13 protein-coding genes are annotated in these 18380 nt (G+C 71.8%); 11 read left to right on the top strand and 2 right to left on the bottom strand.

Annotation, left to right across the window (positions count from 1 at the left end; genetic code table 11):
- Nucleotides 1–170: 170 nt before the first annotated feature.
- The 8 genes from kduI to ASD18_RS09985 all read left to right on the top strand — a co-directional run bounded on the left by kduI (nucleotide 171) and on the right by ASD18_RS09985 (nucleotide 14267).
- Nucleotides 171–953: a 5-dehydro-4-deoxy-D-glucuronate isomerase gene (gene kduI / locus ASD18_RS09950; protein ID WP_235522315.1), complete on the top strand. Its 783-nt coding sequence runs from the start codon at nucleotides 171–173 to the stop codon at nucleotides 951–953.
- Nucleotides 950–1708: a 2-dehydro-3-deoxy-D-gluconate 5-dehydrogenase KduD gene (gene kduD / locus ASD18_RS09955; protein WP_056090032.1), complete on the top strand. Its 759-nt coding sequence runs from the start codon at nucleotides 950–952 to the stop codon at nucleotides 1706–1708. Before kduI ends, kduD begins: the two co-directional genes overlap by 4 nt.
- Nucleotides 1709–1814: 106 nt before the next feature.
- Complete coding sequence (locus ASD18_RS09960) at nucleotides 1815–2900, top strand: sugar ABC transporter substrate-binding protein (protein WP_056090034.1); 1086 nt, start codon at nucleotides 1815–1817, stop codon at nucleotides 2898–2900.
- 92 nt (nucleotides 2901–2992) lie between these two features.
- Nucleotides 2993–3904: an ABC transporter permease gene (locus tag ASD18_RS09965; protein WP_235522316.1), complete on the top strand. Its 912-nt coding sequence runs from the start codon at nucleotides 2993–2995 to the stop codon at nucleotides 3902–3904.
- Nucleotides 3901–5451 (top strand): sugar ABC transporter ATP-binding protein, encoded by a 1551-nt coding sequence (locus ASD18_RS09970; protein WP_056090039.1) that lies wholly within the window; start codon nucleotides 3901–3903, stop codon nucleotides 5449–5451. The genes ASD18_RS09965 and ASD18_RS09970 overlap by 4 nt, the downstream gene beginning before the upstream one ends.
- Nucleotides 5448–6440, top strand: a complete 993-nt coding sequence (locus tag ASD18_RS09975; protein ID WP_056090041.1) for an ABC transporter permease — start codon at nucleotides 5448–5450, stop codon at nucleotides 6438–6440. The genes ASD18_RS09970 and ASD18_RS09975 overlap by 4 nt, the downstream gene beginning before the upstream one ends.
- A gap of 39 nt (nucleotides 6441–6479) precedes the next feature.
- The gene (locus tag ASD18_RS09980) at nucleotides 6480–7976 is read left to right on the top strand and encodes an aldehyde dehydrogenase family protein (protein ID WP_056090044.1); all 1497 of its coding nucleotides are present in this window, start codon (nucleotides 6480–6482) and stop codon (nucleotides 7974–7976) included.
- Nucleotides 7977–8225: 249 nt separating this feature from the next.
- Nucleotides 8226–14267, top strand: a complete 6042-nt coding sequence (locus ASD18_RS09985) for a LamG-like jellyroll fold domain-containing protein (RefSeq protein ID WP_056090048.1) — start codon at nucleotides 8226–8228, stop codon at nucleotides 14265–14267.
- Between the two features lie 63 nt (nucleotides 14268–14330).
- Here the strand turns inward: ASD18_RS09985 and ASD18_RS09990 are convergent, their stop codons facing one another.
- Nucleotides 14331–14558: a tautomerase family protein gene (locus tag ASD18_RS09990; RefSeq protein WP_056090053.1), complete on the bottom strand. Its 228-nt coding sequence runs from the start codon at nucleotides 14556–14558 to the stop codon at nucleotides 14331–14333.
- Between the two features lie 197 nt (nucleotides 14559–14755).
- Between ASD18_RS09990 and ASD18_RS09995 the strand changes: the two genes are divergently transcribed.
- Complete coding sequence (locus tag ASD18_RS09995) at nucleotides 14756–15499, top strand: YcnI family protein (protein ID WP_056090056.1); 744 nt, start codon at nucleotides 14756–14758, stop codon at nucleotides 15497–15499.
- Nucleotides 15496–17163 (top strand): FixH family protein, encoded by a 1668-nt coding sequence (locus ASD18_RS10000; RefSeq protein WP_056090058.1) that lies wholly within the window; start codon nucleotides 15496–15498, stop codon nucleotides 17161–17163. The genes ASD18_RS09995 and ASD18_RS10000 overlap by 4 nt, the downstream gene beginning before the upstream one ends.
- On the opposite strand, the gene ASD18_RS10005 is transcribed toward ASD18_RS10000, so the two are convergent.
- Complete coding sequence (locus ASD18_RS10005) at nucleotides 17160–17912, bottom strand: DeoR/GlpR family DNA-binding transcription regulator (protein ID WP_056090061.1); 753 nt, start codon at nucleotides 17910–17912, stop codon at nucleotides 17160–17162. The genes ASD18_RS10000 and ASD18_RS10005 overlap by 4 nt on opposite strands.
- 46 nt (nucleotides 17913–17958) lie before the next feature.
- Between ASD18_RS10005 and ASD18_RS10010 the strand changes: the two genes are divergently transcribed.
- A complete protein-coding gene (locus ASD18_RS10010; protein WP_200938515.1) occupies nucleotides 17959–18342 on the top strand; it encodes a DUF4406 domain-containing protein in 384 nt (127 codons plus the stop codon).
- The last annotated feature ends 38 nt before the right edge of the window (nucleotides 18343–18380 follow it).

Genomic DNA, 18380 nt, shown 5'->3' on the forward strand with positions numbered 1-18380 from the left:
GCGCGGAGCGTTCCTCCGACTGTACCCGCTCGTCCACATACATGGACGGACTTCCATCCCTTGACCGTGGTGTGGGTCACGTGTACGTTCACGATTCACATAGACGAACACAGTTCATGAAACAGGGAGCACATGTGATCCAGGTCCGGTATTCGACATCGCCGTCGAGTGTGGAGACAGCAACCACTGCGGACCTGCGGGAGAACTTTCTCGTCGACGACCTGTTCGAGACCGGCGAGGTGCACGGCGTCTACACGCACGACGACCGGATGATCGTCGGGGGAGCAGTCCCGGGTCACGAGCGCCTCGAGCTGCCGTCGTGGTCGGAGGTCCTCGGGACCGGCTCGCACCTGGAGCGTCGCGAGCTCGGCGTCGTCAACGTCGGGGAGACCGGGCACGTCCTCGTGGACGGGGAGAAGTTCGAGCTCGGTCACCTCGACGGGCTGTACGTGGGCCGGGGCAGCGAGGTCGCGTTCACCGGCGCCGACGCCGCGTTCTACTTCGTGTCGGCCGGCGCCGGCGCCACCTACCCCACGACCTCACTGGTCCACGACGAGGTCAGCGGGGTGTCGATCGGCAGCGCCCAGGGCGCCAGCGAGCGCAACCTCTACCGCTACGCGTGGGGTTCCGAGCTGAAGACGGCGACCCTGCAGTTCGGCGTCACGGTCCTGACCGACGGCTCGGTGTGGAACACGCTCCCGCCGCACCTGCACGACCGCCGCACCGAGGTCTACCTCTACGTCGACCTGGCCGACGACGGCCGGGTCTTCCACTTCCTCGGCAAGCCCGGCGCCACGCGGCACCTCATCCTCGGCAACCGGCAGGCCGTCATCTCGCCCCCGTGGTCCATCCACGCCGGTGCGGGCACCAGCTCCTACGCCTTCATCTGGGCGATGTCCGGTGAGAACACGGAGTACACCGACCTCGCGCCCGTCCCGCTGGAGCAGCTGTGACGCGATCACCCTTCGACCTGTCCGGCACGCGTGCCGTCGTGACCGGCGCCGGTCGCGGGCTCGGCCGGGGCGTGGCGCTCGGTCTCGCCGCGGCAGGTGCCGACCTGGTGCTCGTCGGACGGCGCGACAGCCACACCGAGACGGAGAAGGCGGTCCGCGACCTCGGCCGCGACGTGGAGGTCGTCGAGCTCGACCTGGGGGACCACGCCGCCGTCGCCGCCGTCGGCGCGCAGATCTCGGACCGGTACGAGGTCGACATCCTGGTGAACAACGCCGGCGTCATCGACCGGCACGACGCCGTCGACGTCACGCAGGACTCCTGGAGCACGGTGCTCGACGTCAACCTGTCGGGACTCTTCTTCCTCACCCAGCAGCTCGGTGGCCCCATGGTCGAGCGCGGGCGCGGGAAGGTCGTGAACATCGCCAGCCTGCTGTCCTTCCAGGGCGGCATCCGCGTGATCTCCTACACGGCCAGCAAGCACGGCGTCGCCGGCCTCACCAAGGCCCTCGCCAACGAGTGGGGCCCGCACGGCGTCCAGGTCAACGCCATCGCGCCGGGCTACATGGCCACCGACAACACGCAGGCCCTGCGCGACGATCCCGACCGGGCGCGTGCGATCCTCGAGCGGATCCCGGCCGGACGCTGGGGCACACCCGACGACATCGCCGGCACGGCCGTGTTCCTCAGCTCCTCGGCAGCCGACTACGTCAACGGGCACGTGCTCGTGGTGGACGGGGGCTGGATGGCGCGCTGACCGAGCTGGCACTCCCGACGTTCCTGACGCCGCGCACGCGGCCTCACGCACCACCCTCTCGGAATTGTCCCGCCGGAGTTTCTGGCACTACGGAAGAGGATCAACGATGATCTGCAAGTCACGTTCCGCCGTTGCGCTGCTCGGTCTGTCGCTGGCGGCCATGGCCCTCGCGGGCTGCACCGAGGCGTCCAGCGCCGAGGAAGGCGGCTCTGCCGCCACCGGCTCGTGCGACCCCGCCGACGTCAAGCTGGTCGGCCAGGTCCGCAACGAGTCCAACCCCTACGAGGCGTCCTGGCTCGACGGCGGCGACGCGTTCGCCGAGTCGGTCGGGCTGGAGCAGCAGCGGCTCACGTACGACGGTGAGTCCACGAAGCAGCAGGAGCAGATCCGCCAGGTCCTCGCGGGCGACACCGACTGCCTCGTGCTCAACGTCCTGCCCAACGGCGATGCGGACACCAAGCCGATCGTCGAGGGCGCCGAGGCGGCCGGGGCCTTCCTGGTCACCCAGTGGAACAAGCCCGCCGACCTCAACCCCGTCGACTACGACAGCTGGCTCAGCCACATCACCTACAACGGCATCGAGTCCGGCAAGCAGATCGGTGACGCGCTGGCCGAGGCCATCGGCGGCGAGGGCGGCATCATCGCGCTCCAGGGCATCCTCGACACCGGGGCGGCCAAGGACCGGTTCGCCGGCCTCGAGGAGTCCCTCGCCGAGAACGCGGGCGTCGAGCTCCTCGACCAGCAGACCGCGAACTTCTCCCGCCAGGAGGCGCTCGCCGTCACCGAGACCCTGCTGACCAAGCACGGCGACAAGGTCAAGGGCATCTGGGCCGCCAACGACGACATGGCGCTGGGCGCCCTGCAGGCCCTCGAGCAGGCCGGCCGCACCGACGTGGCCGTGGTCGGCATCGACGCCGTCCCGGACGCGCTGACCGCCATCAAGGACGGCACGATGACCGCGACCGTCTCGAGCGACGGCCCCTGGCAGGGCGGTATCGGCCTCGCCATCGGCTACTGCGTGGCCACCGGCGAGCTGGCGGTCGAGGACATCGCCGACGAGAACCGCGCGTTCTTCGCCGAGCAGTTCCTCATCACCGACGAGAACGTCGCCGACTTCCTCACCCCGAAGACCGACCCCGCCGACTTCGAGTGCGACAACGTCTTCAACCGTGTGGCAGGTCCGCTGTCGTGACCATGACATCCCCCGCCGAGGACGTTGTCGCGGCGCGCCCCCAGCCTCGGCGGGGGGTGTCCTTCCGGGACGCCGGTCCTCCGATCGCCCTCGTGGTGATCGTGATCGTCTTCTCACTGCTCAGCTCGCAGTTCCGCACGCTGGGCAACTTCCAGAACATCCTCGACGCGGCCTCCGTCCTGGCCGTCGTCACCTGCGGCGCCACGTTCGTGCTGCTGATGGGCTCGATCGACCTGTCGGCGGCCGGCGTGATGGCCACGTCGGCCATCACGGTGGCGCTGCTGGTCGAGAACAACCGCAACGGCAACGACCTCGGGTTCCTCGGCATCGCGATCGCGATCGCCCTGGGCGCGGCGCTCGGGTGCCTGAGCGGGGTGCTGCTCATGGTGCTCAAGGTCCCGTCGTTCATGACCACCCTGGGCGTCTCGGCCATCGGGATCGGCATCGCGACGCTCCTGTTCGCCGGCGTCCAGCCCAACATCACGGACGCCGCGCTGGAGAGCTGGGCGACCGACCGGCTCCTCGGGTTCACCTATCTCACGTGGATCGCGGCGGGCTGCGTGCTCGTCGGCTGGCTCATCCAGCGCTACACCCGGCTCGGCCGCTACGCCTACGCCATCGGCGGCGCCGAGGAGGTGCTCGGGCTGTCGGGCGTCAAGGTCGCGCCGTACAAGGTGGCGGTCTTCACGCTGGCCGGCGCGTTCTACGGGCTCGGCGCGGTCATGGTGACCAGCCAGCTCGGCGCCGGGCTGGTGCAGGCCGGCGCCGACTTCACGTTCTCGTCCATCACCGCCGCCGTCGTCGGCGGCACCCTGCTCACCGGCGGCCGCGGGGGAGTCCTGCACTCCACCGTCGGCGTGCTGCTGATCGTGGTCCTGACCAACGGCCTCGTGCAGATCGGGGTCAGCCCGTACTGGCAGGGCGGCGTGCAGGGTCTCATCGTCGTCATCGCCGTCGCGGCGGCCGCCGTGCCGCTGCGCCACAGGAACCAGGTCGTCAAGTGAGCGTCGAACTCGCCAACCAGCCCAACCCGTTGCTGCCGGCCCTCGAGGTCCGTGGCCTGGTCAAGCACTACCCGGGCGTCAAGGCGCTCGACGGCGTCGACTTCTACGTCAACCAGAACGAGGTGCTCGGCCTGGCGGGCGAGAACGGGGCCGGCAAGTCCACCCTGCTCAAGGCCCTCGTGGGTCTGGTCCGCCCCGACGCGGGACAGATCTACGTGCGCGGCGAGAAGGTCCGGATGCGCAGCGTCGTGGACGCCGCCAACCACGGCGTCGGCATGGTGTTCCAGGAGCAGTCCCTGGTGCCCAACCTCACCGCGGCCGAGAACATCGTGCTCGGCAGCGAGGGCCCGGGGGTGCGCCGCGGGCTGTACCGGTGGGAGACCATGCGGAAGCTGGCGCAGGAGCAGCTGGACAAGATCGGCTCGACCATCGACCCGCTGGCCCGCACGGACACCCTCAGCTTCGCCGACCGGCAGATGGTCGAGATCGCCAAGGTGCTGCGCATCGAGCAGCGCACCCAGCACGCCCCGGTGATCATCCTGGACGAGCCGACGTCGGTGCTGGAGTCCGGCGAGGTCGAGACCCTGTTCGCCCAGATCCGGCGGCTGCGCGAGTTCGCGTCCGTCATCTTCGTCTCGCACCGTCTCGACGAGGTGCTCGAGGTGTGCGACCGGGTCACGGTGCTCCGCGGCGGGCAGTCGGTCGGGGACGTCCCCACCGCCGGTGCCGTGCCGGGCGACCTGCACCGGCTGATGATCGGGTCCACCGGGTCCGACGACCACTACCACGACAACTCCATCGACCGTCCTGCCGGCGAGGCGCGACCTCGGCTCACCGTGCGCGGCCTGAGCGGCCCGTCGTTCCGCGACGTGGACCTGGACATCGCAGCCGGCGAGATCCTGGCGATCGTCGGCGTCCACGGCTCGGGGCGCGAGGACGTGTGCCGCGCGCTGTTCGGGGCGGAGGAGACGCTCGCCGGCGAGGTCACCCTCGACGGGAAGAAGCTCGACCTGTCCGGCACCCGCGCGGCCTGCTCCGCAGGGGTGGGCTACGTGCCCGCCGAGCGCAAGATCGAGGGCATGGTCGGCCCCATGTCGGTCGCCGACAACATGACGCTCACCAAGCAGGGCGTCCGCTGCGCCGGCCCGCTCGTCATGCCGGTCAAGCAGGCGTCGATCGTCGACAGCTGGATCTCGCGGCTCTCGATCCGCACCCCGCACCGGGGGACCCCGATCCAGCGGCTGTCCGGCGGCAACCAGCAGAAGGTGGTCCTGGCCCGCTGGCTCGTGGGCGGCGACATCCGGCTGCTCCTGCTCGACCACCCCACCCGCGGGCTCGACATCGGGGCGCGCTCGGAGGTCTACAAGCTCATGCGGGAGCTCGCGAACACCGGCGTGGCCACCCTGCTGCTGGCCGACAGCCTCGAGGAGGCGATCGGCATGGCCGACCGGATCGTCGTCATGAGCGACGGCCGGATCACGGCCGAGGTCGACTGCCCCTCGGGCCGCAAGCCGACCCCTCTCGACCTCGTCAAGGAGATGGTGTGAGCGCCCCCGTCATGACCAAGCCCGCGACGGACAACGCCGTCAAGGGCGGTCCCACCGTCGGTGCCCGCCTGACCTCGTTCATGCCGGTGATCGCGCTGGTCGCCCTGGTGGTCGCCCTGGCCCTGGCCGACCCGGGCTTCCTCACGGAGCGCAGCCTCACCGCCGTGATCAACACCGCGGCCCCCCTGGCCGTGCTCGCCGCGGGTGCCACGGTCGTGGTGCTGTGCGGCGGCATCGACCTGTCGATCGCGGCGCTGGCCTCGTTGTCGAGCGTGTTCCTCGCCCTCTGGCTGCCCAGTCTCGGTGGACTGAGCACGCTCGCCGTCGTGGGCGTGGCCGCTGCCCTCGGTGCCCTGCAGGGCGCGCTGCACGTGTTCCTGCGGATCCCGTCGTTCATCGTGACGCTCGGCGGGATGAGCATCTTCTCGGCGATCGCCCTCGTCGTGTCCGGCGCCGGCACCGTGCCGGTCGTCGACGACGCGGCGATCAGCTGGGCGAACATGTACGTCGCGGGCCGCGTGCCCACCGCCGTCGTCGTGGCCGTGGCGGTCGTCGCGGTGCTGGCGATCGTCATCAAGGTGACCCCGCTGGACAACTACATCAAGGCCACCGGCTTCTCGGAGCCCGCCGCCCGGCTGGCCGGCGTGCCGGTCGACGCCGTCAAGATCGGGGCGTTCTGCGTCTCCGGTGCGTGCGCGGGGCTCGCGGCGGTGCTCCTGGTGGCCCGCAACTACAGCGGCAGCCCCACCGTCGCCGACTCGCTGCTCCTGCCCGCGGTCGCGGCGATCGTCGTCGGCGGGACCGCCATCACCGGTGGCCACGGCAGTCTCTGGCGGACGCTCGCCGGCGCGCTCGTGGTCACCCTGCTCCGCGTGGGGCTCTCGACGGTCGGCGTCTCGTCGGCCTACGAGCAGATCCTGTACGGCGCGATCATCGTGGTCGCCGTCGCGCTCACCCTGGACCGATCGAAGGTCTCGATCATCAAGTAGCCCTCAGCTCGAACCGTTCCAGACTCTCGGAAGGCAACCATGTCGCTCGACACCTCCACCCTCCTGCCCGCCGTCCGCTCGTTCCTCTCCTCGCCGAAGCAGCTGCTGATCGACGGCGAGTGGGTGGACGCGAAGGACGGGAAGACCTTCGCCACGGTGAACCCGTCGACGGAGGAGGTCCTCGTCCAGGTGGCGCAGGCGTCCGCCGTGGACGTCGACCGTGCGGTCGCCGCGGCGCGCAACGCGTTCGAGGCTCCCTCGCCGTGGTCGCGGTTCACGCCGCGCGACCGCTCGCACCTGCTGTGGCGCATCGGCGACCTCATCGAGGCCCACGCGACCGAGTTCGCCCAGCTGGAGGCCCTGGACAACGGCAAGCGGGTCGAGGCCGCCCGGGACGGCGACGTGGCGACCGCGGCCGAGCTGTTCCGCTACTTCGCCGGGTGGGCCACCAAGATGGAGGGCACCACCATCCCGATGTCGGTGCCCGGCCGGTCGTTCCACGCCTACACGCGCCGCGAGGCGATCGGCGTGGTCGCGGGCATCGTGCCGTGGAACTTCCCGCTGCTGATGGCCTGCTTCAAGATCGTCCCGGCGATCACCGCGGGCAACACGGTGATCCTCAAGCCCGCCGAGCAGACGCCGCTGACCGCGTTGCGGCTCGGGGAGCTGCTGCTCGAGGCCGGCGTCCCCGCCGGCGTGGTGAACATCCTGCCCGGGTACGGCGACGCGGGTGCCGCGCTGGTCGACCACCCCGGCGTGGACAAGGTCGCCTTCACGGGCAGCACCGAGGTGGGCAAGAAGATCGCCGCGGCTGCCTCGGTCAACCTCAAGAAGGTGTCGCTCGAGCTGGGCGGCAAGGCGCCGAACATCATCTTCGCGGACGCGGACCTCGACGCCGCCGTCGCGGGCGCGACCCTGGGCGGCTACTTCAACGAGGGCCAGTGCTGCGTCAACGGCTCGCGGTTGTACGTCCAGCGCGCCGTGTTCGACCAGGTGGTCGAGGGGGTCGCGGCCGCGGCACGGGCGATCACGGTCGGCGACGGCTTCGAGGCAGGCGCCCACATGGGCCCGCTGGTGTCCCAGGAGCAGTTCGACAAGGTGCTGGGCTACATCCGCGGCGCCGTCGCGGACGGTGCCGTCCTGAGCGCCGGGAGCGCCGACCCCGCCCGTGACCGCGGCTACTTCGTCAGCCCGACCCTGATCACCTCGGTCACCGAGCAGATGGCGGTGCAGACCGACGAGATCTTCGGGCCCGTCGTGACCGCGATCCCGTTCGACACCGAGGACGAGGTGGTCGCGGCCGCCAACAACACCGTCTACGGCCTCGCCGCGGGGGTGTGGTCGCAGAACATCGGGACCGCCCACCGCGTGGGTGCGCGGCTGCGGGCGGGCACGGTGTGGCTCAACACCTGGCACGCCGACGACGTCACCCTGCCGCGTGGGGGGTTCAAGCAGTCCGGGTGGGGCCGCGAGCTCGGGTCGTTCGGGCTGGACGACTACACCGAGCTGAAGACGGTGATCGCCGAGCTCCGGTGACCGCTCGCGCCAGGGGCTGACGCCCGCGGGCACGGCGGGTTCTCCACGACCCGTCGTGCCCGTCGGCATGCCCTCTCACCCGCGTGAGATTCATGCATATGAACCAAAGCAAGCAATTGTTCACAAATCAGGATCAGGTTCTTGCACATGTGCAATCCGCGCCACTACGGTCCGAATGACGCGGCCCGCCGGTGTGCACCGTCGGATCCGTCGTCGAGCCGTACCGAGCCCACGACAGAGGGATCCCAGATGAACCTGCTACGCAGATCAGCCCGCGTGCGGACCGCACGCACGCGACGTTCGGCCCTGCGGTCCGTCGCGGTGGCCGTCGCGCTGGCCGTAGGCCTCCCGGCGATGGCCGCCTCCGCCTCCGCGGCCCCCGGGGACGACGAGACCCTCCGGGTCCTCCTCTTCTACAAGGCCAACTTCCACGCCTCGCACGTGCAGGCCCGCCAGGCCGTGCGCGACCTCGCGACCGAGCTGTCCACCGAGTACGGCAAGACGCTCGAGATCCAGGAGACGGACGACCCCGCGGCGTTCACCACGGCGAACCTGGCGACGGTCGACGCGATGGTGTTCGCCCAGACCGGTGGCGTGCTCTTCGACGCCGCCCAGCGCGCCGCGCTCGAGAGCTACATCCGCGGCGGCGGCGGCTTCATGGGCCTGCACTACACCGGCTGGTCCGTCGGGCAGAGCGAGCACGACGTGAACCCCTTCTACGCCCGGCTGGTCGGCGCGATGTCGGAGGGCCACCCGGAGAACCCCGCCGTGCGTCCCGGCCGTGTCGTCGTGCGCGACGTCGCCCACCCGCTGACGGCCGGCGTCCCGGCGAGCTTCACCCGCAGCGACGAGTGGTACGACTGGACGGTCAACCCGGCCCCCCATGTGCGCACGCTGCTCCTCGCCGACGAGGCGTCGTACGGCGGCGGCCGGCAGGGCACCGAGCACCCGATCACGTGGTGCCAGGAGATCGACAACGGTCGGTCCTGGTACTCGGCCATGGGGCACGAGGGCACCGCCTACGCCGAGCCGGTTATCCGCACACAGATGCGCAACGGCCTGGCCTACGCGTCCGGACTGGTGCAGGCCGACTGCTCGTCCCCGTCCAAGGAGGTCAACGGGGCCTGGAGCGGTGTCACGCCGTGGCCGCTGATGCCGATCAACATGGCCCTCACCTCCGACGGCACCGTGCAGTCGTTCGGCAGCGTCGGCGGCTGGGGTACCGACACCACGCCCTACGACTGGACCGGCGACAGCTCGATCACGCAGGGCGGCCAGATGGAGGTCGACGTCTGGGACCCGACGCAGGAGCGCACGCTCGCGAACCTGCGCACCGGCATCCTGCCGAACACCACCTACACCGACCTGTTCTGCTCCATGCAGGTGCAGAACCCGCACGACCACTCGACGATGACGGTCGGCGGTGACGACGGTCTGGGCGGCAACGCGCCCAACGACGCCGCCATCGGGGTCACCAGCTACACCACCAACAACGGGCTGCAGAACGAGGCGCCCATGAACTTCCCGCGGTGGTACCCGACCGGCACGACGATGCCGAACGGCGACATCGTGGTCCAGGGCGGCAGCCTCCGCGGCGGACCCGGCGGACCCGGCGTGCTCACCCCGGAGATCTACACGCCGGACGAGGGCAGCGGCTGGAAGACCCTCGACGGTGCCACCAGCCCGGTGGCGTACGGCGACGGCGGCGCGGACCACGCCGGCGCGGACGAGAACCGCTGGTGGTACCCGCGGGCGTTCGTGGCCCCCGGCAGCGGCACGCTGTTCAACATCAGCGGCACCCAGATGTTCGAGCTGGACCCGCAGGGCAACGCCGGCGAGGGCGCGCTCACGCTGCGTGGCACCCTGCCGGCCGGCATCGCCAACCAGGGCGCCGACGGCAACCCGGTCGGCGCGACCTCGACGGCCACGATGTACCGGCCCGGCAAGATCCTGCAGGTCGGCGGCGGCTGGTGGGGCAACGGTGGCGGCCCGGACGGCGCGCGCGCCGGCTTCACGGTCGACATCACGGGTGGCACGGCCAACCCGGTCATCGCCCCGACCGAGCCGATGGCGTTCCAGCGCCACTGGGCGACCTCGACGGTCCTGCCCGACGGCGACGTGCTCGTCACCGGCGGTGGCCGCGAGAACAACGGCGGCGGCGGCTACGTCACGAACGCGGAGATCTGGGACCCCGAGACGGGGGACTGGACCACCGTCGAGGCACCGTACGAGCACGCCCGCCTGTACCACTCCGCCGCGCTGCTCCTGCCCGACGGCCGCGTGATGGTCGGCGGCGGCGGTGCACCCGGCCCGCGCAACTACACGGACGTGGAGTACTACTCCCCGGCCTACCTGTTCGACGGGGACGAGCCGGCCCAGCGGCCCGAGATCACCGACGCACCCGAGGCCATCGGCTACGACGGGACCTTCGGGATCACGGCGTCCGGTGACGTCTCCCGCGTGACCCTGGTCCGCAACGGCTCCGTGACGCACGGCTTCAACAACGACCAGAACTTCCAGGACCTGCAGTTCAGCCAGGTCCCCGGGTCGGGCGAGGTCACCATCACCGCTCCGCAGGACGGCACCTACGCCCCTCCGGGCGCGTACATGCTGTTCGTCTTCGACGCGGACGGCACCCCGTCGGTCGCGACGATCGTGGACATCGACCCCGAGGTGGCGATGGACAAGCGGACCCCGCAGGTCGTCGACCAGTTCGAGTACCCGCGCCTGCCCACCGACTGGCGCGGCGGCAACCCCGCCGCGGTCATCGACGTGGCCGCGGGCAACGGCCGCATGACGCCGTGGACGGTCGACAGCCAGGTCCAGCTCGTGCGCGGCACCGCGCCCGGGCAGGGTGGTCTCGGCCTCACCGGCTACCACGTCGCCCTGGGCGGCTCGGGCAGCCTCGAGCGCACGCTCACGGGCCTCGAGCCCGACCGCGAGTACCGGGTCTCGCTGCGCTACGCCCGCGACAGCCGGTCACCCGCCACGTCGGGTCCGGGCACGGCCGCGCTGTCGGTCGGCAGCCTGAGCACCACGCTCACCGCCACCACCGACACGCCCTCGCAGAGCACCGGGCTGATCACGTTCGGTACCTACGTCGGGACGTTCACGGCCTCGGCGCGCACCGAGACCCTCTCCCTCGTCGGGGCGGGTGCCGGGCTGGTGATCGACGACCTCGTCGTCATCGGCGTGGACCCGGGGGCCAGCGACGTCCCGATCCACTACGAGTTCGAGGAGGGCCAGGGCACGTCCGCGGCCAACACCGGCACGGACTCCTCGGTCGGGGCAGCGACCCTGACCGGCACCACCGGGTGGTCCCCGAACGGAGCCCTCGGTGGGGCGCTCGACCTGTCGGGCGGCGCGAACGCCAACGCGGTGGACCTGCCGGACAACCTGCTGCAGGGCGCGGAGAGCTTCTCCACGTCGTTCTGGGTGCGGCCGGACACCAAGGCGAACTGGATCGGCCTGTTCCACCTCGGTGACGGGCTGGAGGGCGCGGGCAGCTTCTTCCAGATCCAGATGCAGACGCAGGCGGCCGGCGGCACCGGGCTCGCGGCCACCTTCAAGGCGAAGGGCAGCGCGCTGCAGGAACGCGTCTACGCCACCCCGACGAAGGACGTGGTCGCGGACACGTGGAACCACGTGGCGTTCACTCGCGAGGGCGCGACCGGCACGCTCTACCTGAACGGTGTGGCGGTCGCGAGCCGGACCGACCTCACCATCGACATGGCCGACGTCGGCCCGACGTCGAACAACTGGCTCGGCCGCAACGGGTACCCCGACCCGGCGTACGACGGTCTGATGGACGACGTGCGTCTGTACACGTCCACGCTCTCCGCGGACGACGTGTCGGCCCTGTACGACGACGGCACGGCGCTGCGTACCACGACGACGGTCACGGCCGACCCGGTCTCCCCGTCGCCGTTCGCGGAGCCGGTGGCCTTCTCGGCCGCCGTCGAGGGCGAGAACGACCAGCCCGCCAGCGGCACGGTCGCGCTGTGGGTGGACGGGACCGCCGTCGGATCGCCGGTGGCCCTGGCGGCCGGGACGGCCACGTTCCCGGAGCTCACCCTGCGCCGGGGCGACCACCAGGTCGAGGTCCGGTTCGCGGCAGCCGACGGCTGGCGCGACTCGACCGCGACGATCGCGCACACGGTCCAGGGGCCACCCCCGGGATCGGGTGTGCCCATCCGGTACACGTTCGACGAGGGGACCGGCACCACGGCCGCCAACACCGGCCTGGACCAGTCGATCGGGTCGGCGACCCTCCAGGGCGCCGCAGGCTGGGCAGCGGAGGGCAGGTTCGGCCCCGGGCTGTCGCTGCCCGGCGGAGGCTCGGCCACGGGCAACCAGGCCAGGCTCCCGGACAACATCCAGGACGGCATGGACGACGAGTTCAGCGTGTCCGTCTGGGCACGGCCGGACGTCCTGCCGGCGTGGGTGCCGCTCCTGCAGATCGGGAGCAGCACGGACACGTTCTTCCTGCTGCAGTCGAACACCAACGCCGCCGGTGCCACCGGGTTCGCCGCGACCTTCAAGAAGGCCGGGGCTCCCGCCCAGGAGCGGTTGACGTTGGGAGCGGGGAACGACCTGCCGTTGAACCAGTGGACGCACGTGGTCTACACGCACAGCGGCACGACCGGGCGGATCTACTTCGACGGCGTGCTGAAGGCCACCCGGGCCGACTTCACGCTCGACATGGGCGACGTCGGGGTGGCCGGCAGCACCACCGCCAACCTGGTCGGTGGCACCAGCTGGCCGGACGGCCGGTTCGACGGTCTGGTCGACGAGCTCCAGCTGTTCGGCTACGCGCTGACCGAGGAGCAGATCGACGACCTGTTCGAGGGGCCGCCGCCCCCGAACACCGCTCCGGTCGGGGTCGCCGACTCGTTCACGACCTCCGAGGGCGATCCCCTCACGGTCGCGGCCCCGGGCGTGCTCGCCAACGACACCGACGCGGAGGGGAGCCCGCTGACGGCGACTCACGCGACCCAGCCGGTGCACGGCGAGGTGGTGCTGGCGGCACCCGGGTCGTTCACCTACACCCCGGACGCCGACTTCTTCGGCACGGACACCTTTACGTACACGGCGAACGACGGGTCGCTCGACTCGGCGCCGGTGACGGTGACGATCACGGTGGAGGAGGACGTGGACCCGGGACCCGTGACCACCACGGTCGCGGGGTCGGCGGCGACGTTCACCTACGGCACGGCGGGGTCGGTCGTCGCGACCGTCACCCCGACCACGGCCACCGGAACCGTCTCGCTGCTCCTCGGCACCCGCACCTTCGGGTCGGGCGAGCTGTCGGCGGGCACGGTGACGATCCCGCTCGCGGCGACGTCGCTGGTCCCCGGCACGCACCAGCTCACGCTGGAGTACGCCGGTGACCCGACGCACGCCCCGTCGACGGGGACCGTCGCGGTGACGGTGCAAAAGGTCACCCCGACGATGGTGGTGACGGCGCCCAGCGAGGTGGCGCCGGGGACGCGGCCGAGCGTGACGGTCGTGCTCTCGGCACCGGACGGCGTCCCCGTGACCGGCTCGGTCAGGATCGACGTCGCCGGCTACAACACGGTCACCGGCACGCTCAAGGACGGCAAGGTCGTCCTCGAGCTGGCCACCGCGACCGAGGTGGGCGTGCTGGACCTCACGGTGACCTACCGGGGGAGCAGCCTGGCCGAGCGGGTGGTGAAGACCCTCACCATCGCGGTCGCGAACCCGACGCCTCCGGCGACCACCAAGGTCACGGGGTCGGCGGCGACGTTCACCTACGGCACGGCGGGCTCCGTCTCCGCGACGGTCACCCCCGCCACGGCCACGGGAACCGTGACGGTGCGTCTCGGCTCCCGCGTCCTCGGGTCGGGCACCCTGTCGGCGGGCAAGGCGACGATCCCGCTGCCGGCGACCTCGCTGGCACCGGGGACGCACCAGCTCACGCTGGAGTACGCCGGTGACCCGAAGCACAAGGCGTCGGCGGCGACCGTGAAGGTGACGGTCAAGAAGGCCACGCCGACGCTCGTGGTGCAGGCGCCCAGCGAGGTGAAGGTCGGTGCGCGCCCTGTGGTGCGGGTGACCTTGTCCGCACCTGACGGGGTTCCGGTGACAGGCACCGTGGCGGTCGCGGTCGGCGGCGGCAGCACCGTCGTCGACACGCTCAGCGGCGGCGAGGTGGCTGTCGAGCTGGCCAGGGCGACGAAGGTCGGTGACCTCAAGGTCACGGTCACCTATCGCGGGAGCGCCCTGGCCGAGACGGTGAAGAAGGACGTCACCATCAAGGTCAAGCGCTAGCCCGACAGACGAGGCAGGCCCGGAGGATGTTCCTCCGGGCCCGCCTCGTTCGAGGGTGTCTGCTCAGGCCCTGTCGTCCAGCGCGGCCACGACGCCCGCGCGGCTGGCGTCCTCGCTGGCCAGGACACCACCGTTGGCGACGATGTCGGGCGTGATCTCGTTGAAGACCATCCGGACGTCCTGGCGGCGCGCGCCGAGGATGTCGACGGCGCTGTCGGCCACGGCCTGCGCGAAGGCGCGGCGCTGCTCGAGCGTCCGGCCCCGGAGCAGCTCGACGGTGATGTTCGGCATTGGCAGTTCCCTCTCCTCGGGAGCGTGGTCCACATGCGCGACCATGGTTCGCTCATATGAACGTCATCCTAGGCGTGGGCTCCATGCGGTTCAACAGTGTGTAGCAGGTTCACATCCTTGACAGGGATTCTGCGGGCTGGTTCAGTGGCGGCGTCACCGGCGACAGCCGGGCTCCGTGTCGAGGTGAGGACCGGTCCATGAAGCGGGATGCCGCGGCGTTGCCGGGGGGACGGCGACTCGTCGCCCGGCTGGGCGTCACCGGCGCCGCCGTCGCGCTCGCGGTGCTCGGTGTGGCCGCACCGGCCCAGGCCCACGTGACCATCACGCCCTCCACCACCGCGGCCGGCGCCTACGCCGTGCTCGAGGTGAGCGTCCCCCACGGGTGCCAGGGCTCGTCGACCACGGGGATCACCATCCAGCTCCCGGACGAGATCGTCTCGGTGACCCCGACCCGCCACGCCCTGTGGGAGGTGGAGAAGAACCTGGAGCAGCTCGATCCGCCGGTCACGGACAGCCACGGCCGTCAGGTCACCGAACGCGTCGCCTCCGTGACCTACCGGACCGACAGCCCGCTCCCCGAGGGCTACCGCGACGTCCTCGAGCTGTCGCTCCTGCTGCCCGACCTCGAGGGCGAGACCCTGGTGTTCCCGACCATCCAGACGTGCGAGCAGGGCGAGTCCGCCTGGATCGAGGTGCCGGCAGAGGGTCAGGACGGGGAGGCCCTCGAGCTGCCGGCGCCGTCGTTCGTCCTCACCGCCGCAGCGGACGACGGCGACGGCGCGCCCGCGGTGATCGACACCAGCCTGGCTGCCGACGACGGCTCCGAGGTTGCGGACGAGACCGGCGCGGTCGACCCGTGGACGATCGGGGCCCTGGTGGTCGGCCTGGTCGGCGCCGGGCTGGGCGGCACGGCCCTGGTGCTCCAGCGCCGGCGCGCATGATCGGACGCCGCTCGCGCGCGCGGGCGCTGCTGGTGCTCCTCGTCGCCGTCGCCGGGCTGCTGCTGGGCCCGGCCGGTCCGGCAGGCGCGCACTCCACCCTGATCGGCTCCGACCCGGCCGAGGGTGCCGTGCTCGACGCGGCGCCGGAGCGGATCCGGTTCACGTTCGACGAGGTGGTCGCCGGGGTGCCGGACGGCGTCCGGGTGTTCGACGCGGAGGGCGCTCCGGTCGCGTCGTCGGCGGCGGTCTCCGGCACCGAGCTGGCGGTCGCCCTCGCCGAGCAGCCGGGGCCCGGGACCCTGGTGGTCGCCTGGCGCGTGGTGTCGGAGGACGGGCACCCCGTCAGCGGCTCGCTCACGTTCTCGGTCGGCTCCGCCAGCACCGACGTCGTGCCTCCGCCGAGCACCTCGGCCGCCGGCACGCGCGCGCCCGTCGCGCTGAGCCTGGTCCGCTGGGTCGGCTACGGCGGGCTGCTGCTGTCGTCGGGCCTCGTCGCGTTCGCCCTGCTCGTCGTGCCCGCCGGCGAGCTCACAGGCCGGGTGCGCTCCCGGCTGGTCTCCGTCGCACGAGCCGCAGCCGTGGCGACGGTGGTGGCGTGGCTCCTCGGGCTCCCGCTGACGGTCCTGTACCAGCTGGGCGGCGGCGTGGGTTCGTTGGTGAGGAGCAGCACGTGGGCCGGCGTGCCGACGACCGAGTACGTCGTGACCGCCGCGGTCGTGGTCGGCACGGGCGTGGGCGTGGGGCTCCTGGGGCACCGGTCCCTCAACCGACCGCGACGTCTCGCGGCGCTGGTCGCCACCGCGGTCGCGGTCGTCGCGCCGGCTCTCACCGGCCACACGCGGGCGGCCTCCCCGGAGGCGCTGGTGGTCGGCGCCGACATGCTGCACCTGCTCGCCGGCAGCATCTGGCTCGGTGGCCTGGTGGGCCTCGCGCTCACGCTCCGCGACCTCGCCGAGCGGGGCGAGGTCGCCGCGCAGGTGCTGGCCCGGTTCTCGGCCGTCGCGGCCGGCGTCCTCGTCGCGCTGGTGGCGGCGGGCTCCGTCCTCGCGTGGCGGATCATCGGCTCCTGGGACGCGCTGGTCAGCACCGGCTACGGCCGCCTCCTGCTGGCCAAGGTGGCGCTGGCCCTGGTCGCCGTCGGGATCGCCGCCTGGAACCGGTACCGGCTGCTGCCGGCCCTCCGGGCCAGCACCCGGCACCGCACCCGCCGAGCGGGTGCCGACCTCCTCGTGCGCTCCCTCGGGGCCGAGGCGGCCGTGCTCGCCGTGGCCCTGGCGGTCACCGGCTTCCTGGTCGACAGGAGTCCGCAGGTGGAGGCCTCGGCGGTCGACCGGGCCAGGGAGGGCGTGCAGACCGCGACGCTCGACGACGTCGAGCTGCAGGCCCGCCTCGCGCCCCTGACCGCCGGACCCAACGCGGTCACGATCGAGCTGCGCGACGCGGCGGGGGAGCCCTTCGAGGGGTTCGACGCACCGCGGGCACGACTCGCGTCGGACCAGGTCGATCTCGGTCCCGTGCCCCTGACCAACGCGGGCCCCGGCACGTACACCGCCGAGGTCGTGCTCCCGTCCGCGGGCACCTGGCGCCTCCAGGTCTCGTTGCGGACGAGCGAGTTCGACAACCCGGTGACCACCGTGGAGTTCCGGGTGGACGCGCCGTCCTAGGCGCGCAGCACGCGGACCCCGGCGCTCTCCAGCTCGGTGAGGACGGGGTGTGCGTGGTCCGCGTCGCTGACGATCCCGGTGACCTCGTCGAGCCCGAGGACGGGGAACGGGGACGCCGCGCCGATCTTCTCCTCGCTCGCCATCACCCAGGTCTGCGACGCCCGGCGGGACAGGGTGCGCTTCATCGCGGCCTCGTCGGCGTCGCCGGTGGTCAGGCCCGTGTCCGGCCGCACGCCCGTCACGCCCAGGAGGAACAGGTCGGCACTGACCAGGGCCGCCGCCTCGGCCGTGGCGGCGCCGGAGGTCACGACGGAGTGCTTGAACAGCCGCCCGCCGAGGACGAACACCTCCGCCGGGTGGTCGACGAGCGCGACGGCGATGGTCGGGCTGTGGGTGATCACGGTGAGCTCGGGGTCGCGCGGCAGCACACGGGCGACCTCGAGGGCGGTGGTGCCGCCGTCCAGGATCAGCGTGCTCCCCGGTTCGATCAGCTGGAGGCAGGCGGCGGCGACGCGCTGCTTGCTGCTCGTGGCGAGCTGCTGCCGGTGCGCATAGCTCGCGGCCGCGGGGGCCACCGGGATCGCCCCGCCGTACACGCGATGGCACAGGCCGGCGGCGGCGAGCTCGCGCAGGTCCCGCCGGATCGTGTCCTCGGAGGTGTCCAGCTCGATCGCCAGGTCCTTGGCCACGAGCCGCCCGTCGGCGTGGAGCCGGTCCAGGAGGAGTTCCTTGCGTTGCGCCGCGAGCATGTGCACGATTTCCCTTGTTCGTTCCGACTGGTGCACACTAGCGCACATGACGACACCCATGCTCATCCTCATCGCCGGTCCCTACCGCTCCGGGACCGGTGACGATCCCGCGCTCATGGAGCAGAACCTCCGACGCCTCGAAGAGTCCGCCTGGCCGATCTTCCGGGCCGGTCACCTCCCGATGATCGGGGAGTGGGTGGCGCTTCCGGTGCTGAGCAGCGCCGGTGCGGACGGCCCGCTGAGCCCGCTGGCCGAGTCGGTGATGTACCCGACCGCGGAGCGTCTGCTGCAGCACTGCGACGCGGTCCTCCGGCTGGAGGGCGAGTCGACGGGGGCGGACCAGGACGTCGCGATCGCGCAAGAACGCGGACTGCCGGTCTACCGCCGCGTCGAGGACATCCCCGGATTCGTCGCCGACCCGGAGGGCTGACCGCGCCGAACCCACCCTGGCCGCGGCGGGCGAGATGG

Origin of the sequence: Cellulomonas sp. Root137, assembly GCF_001426725.1 — a bacterium.
GTDB lineage: Bacteria > Actinomycetota > Actinomycetes > Actinomycetales > Cellulomonadaceae > Cellulomonas.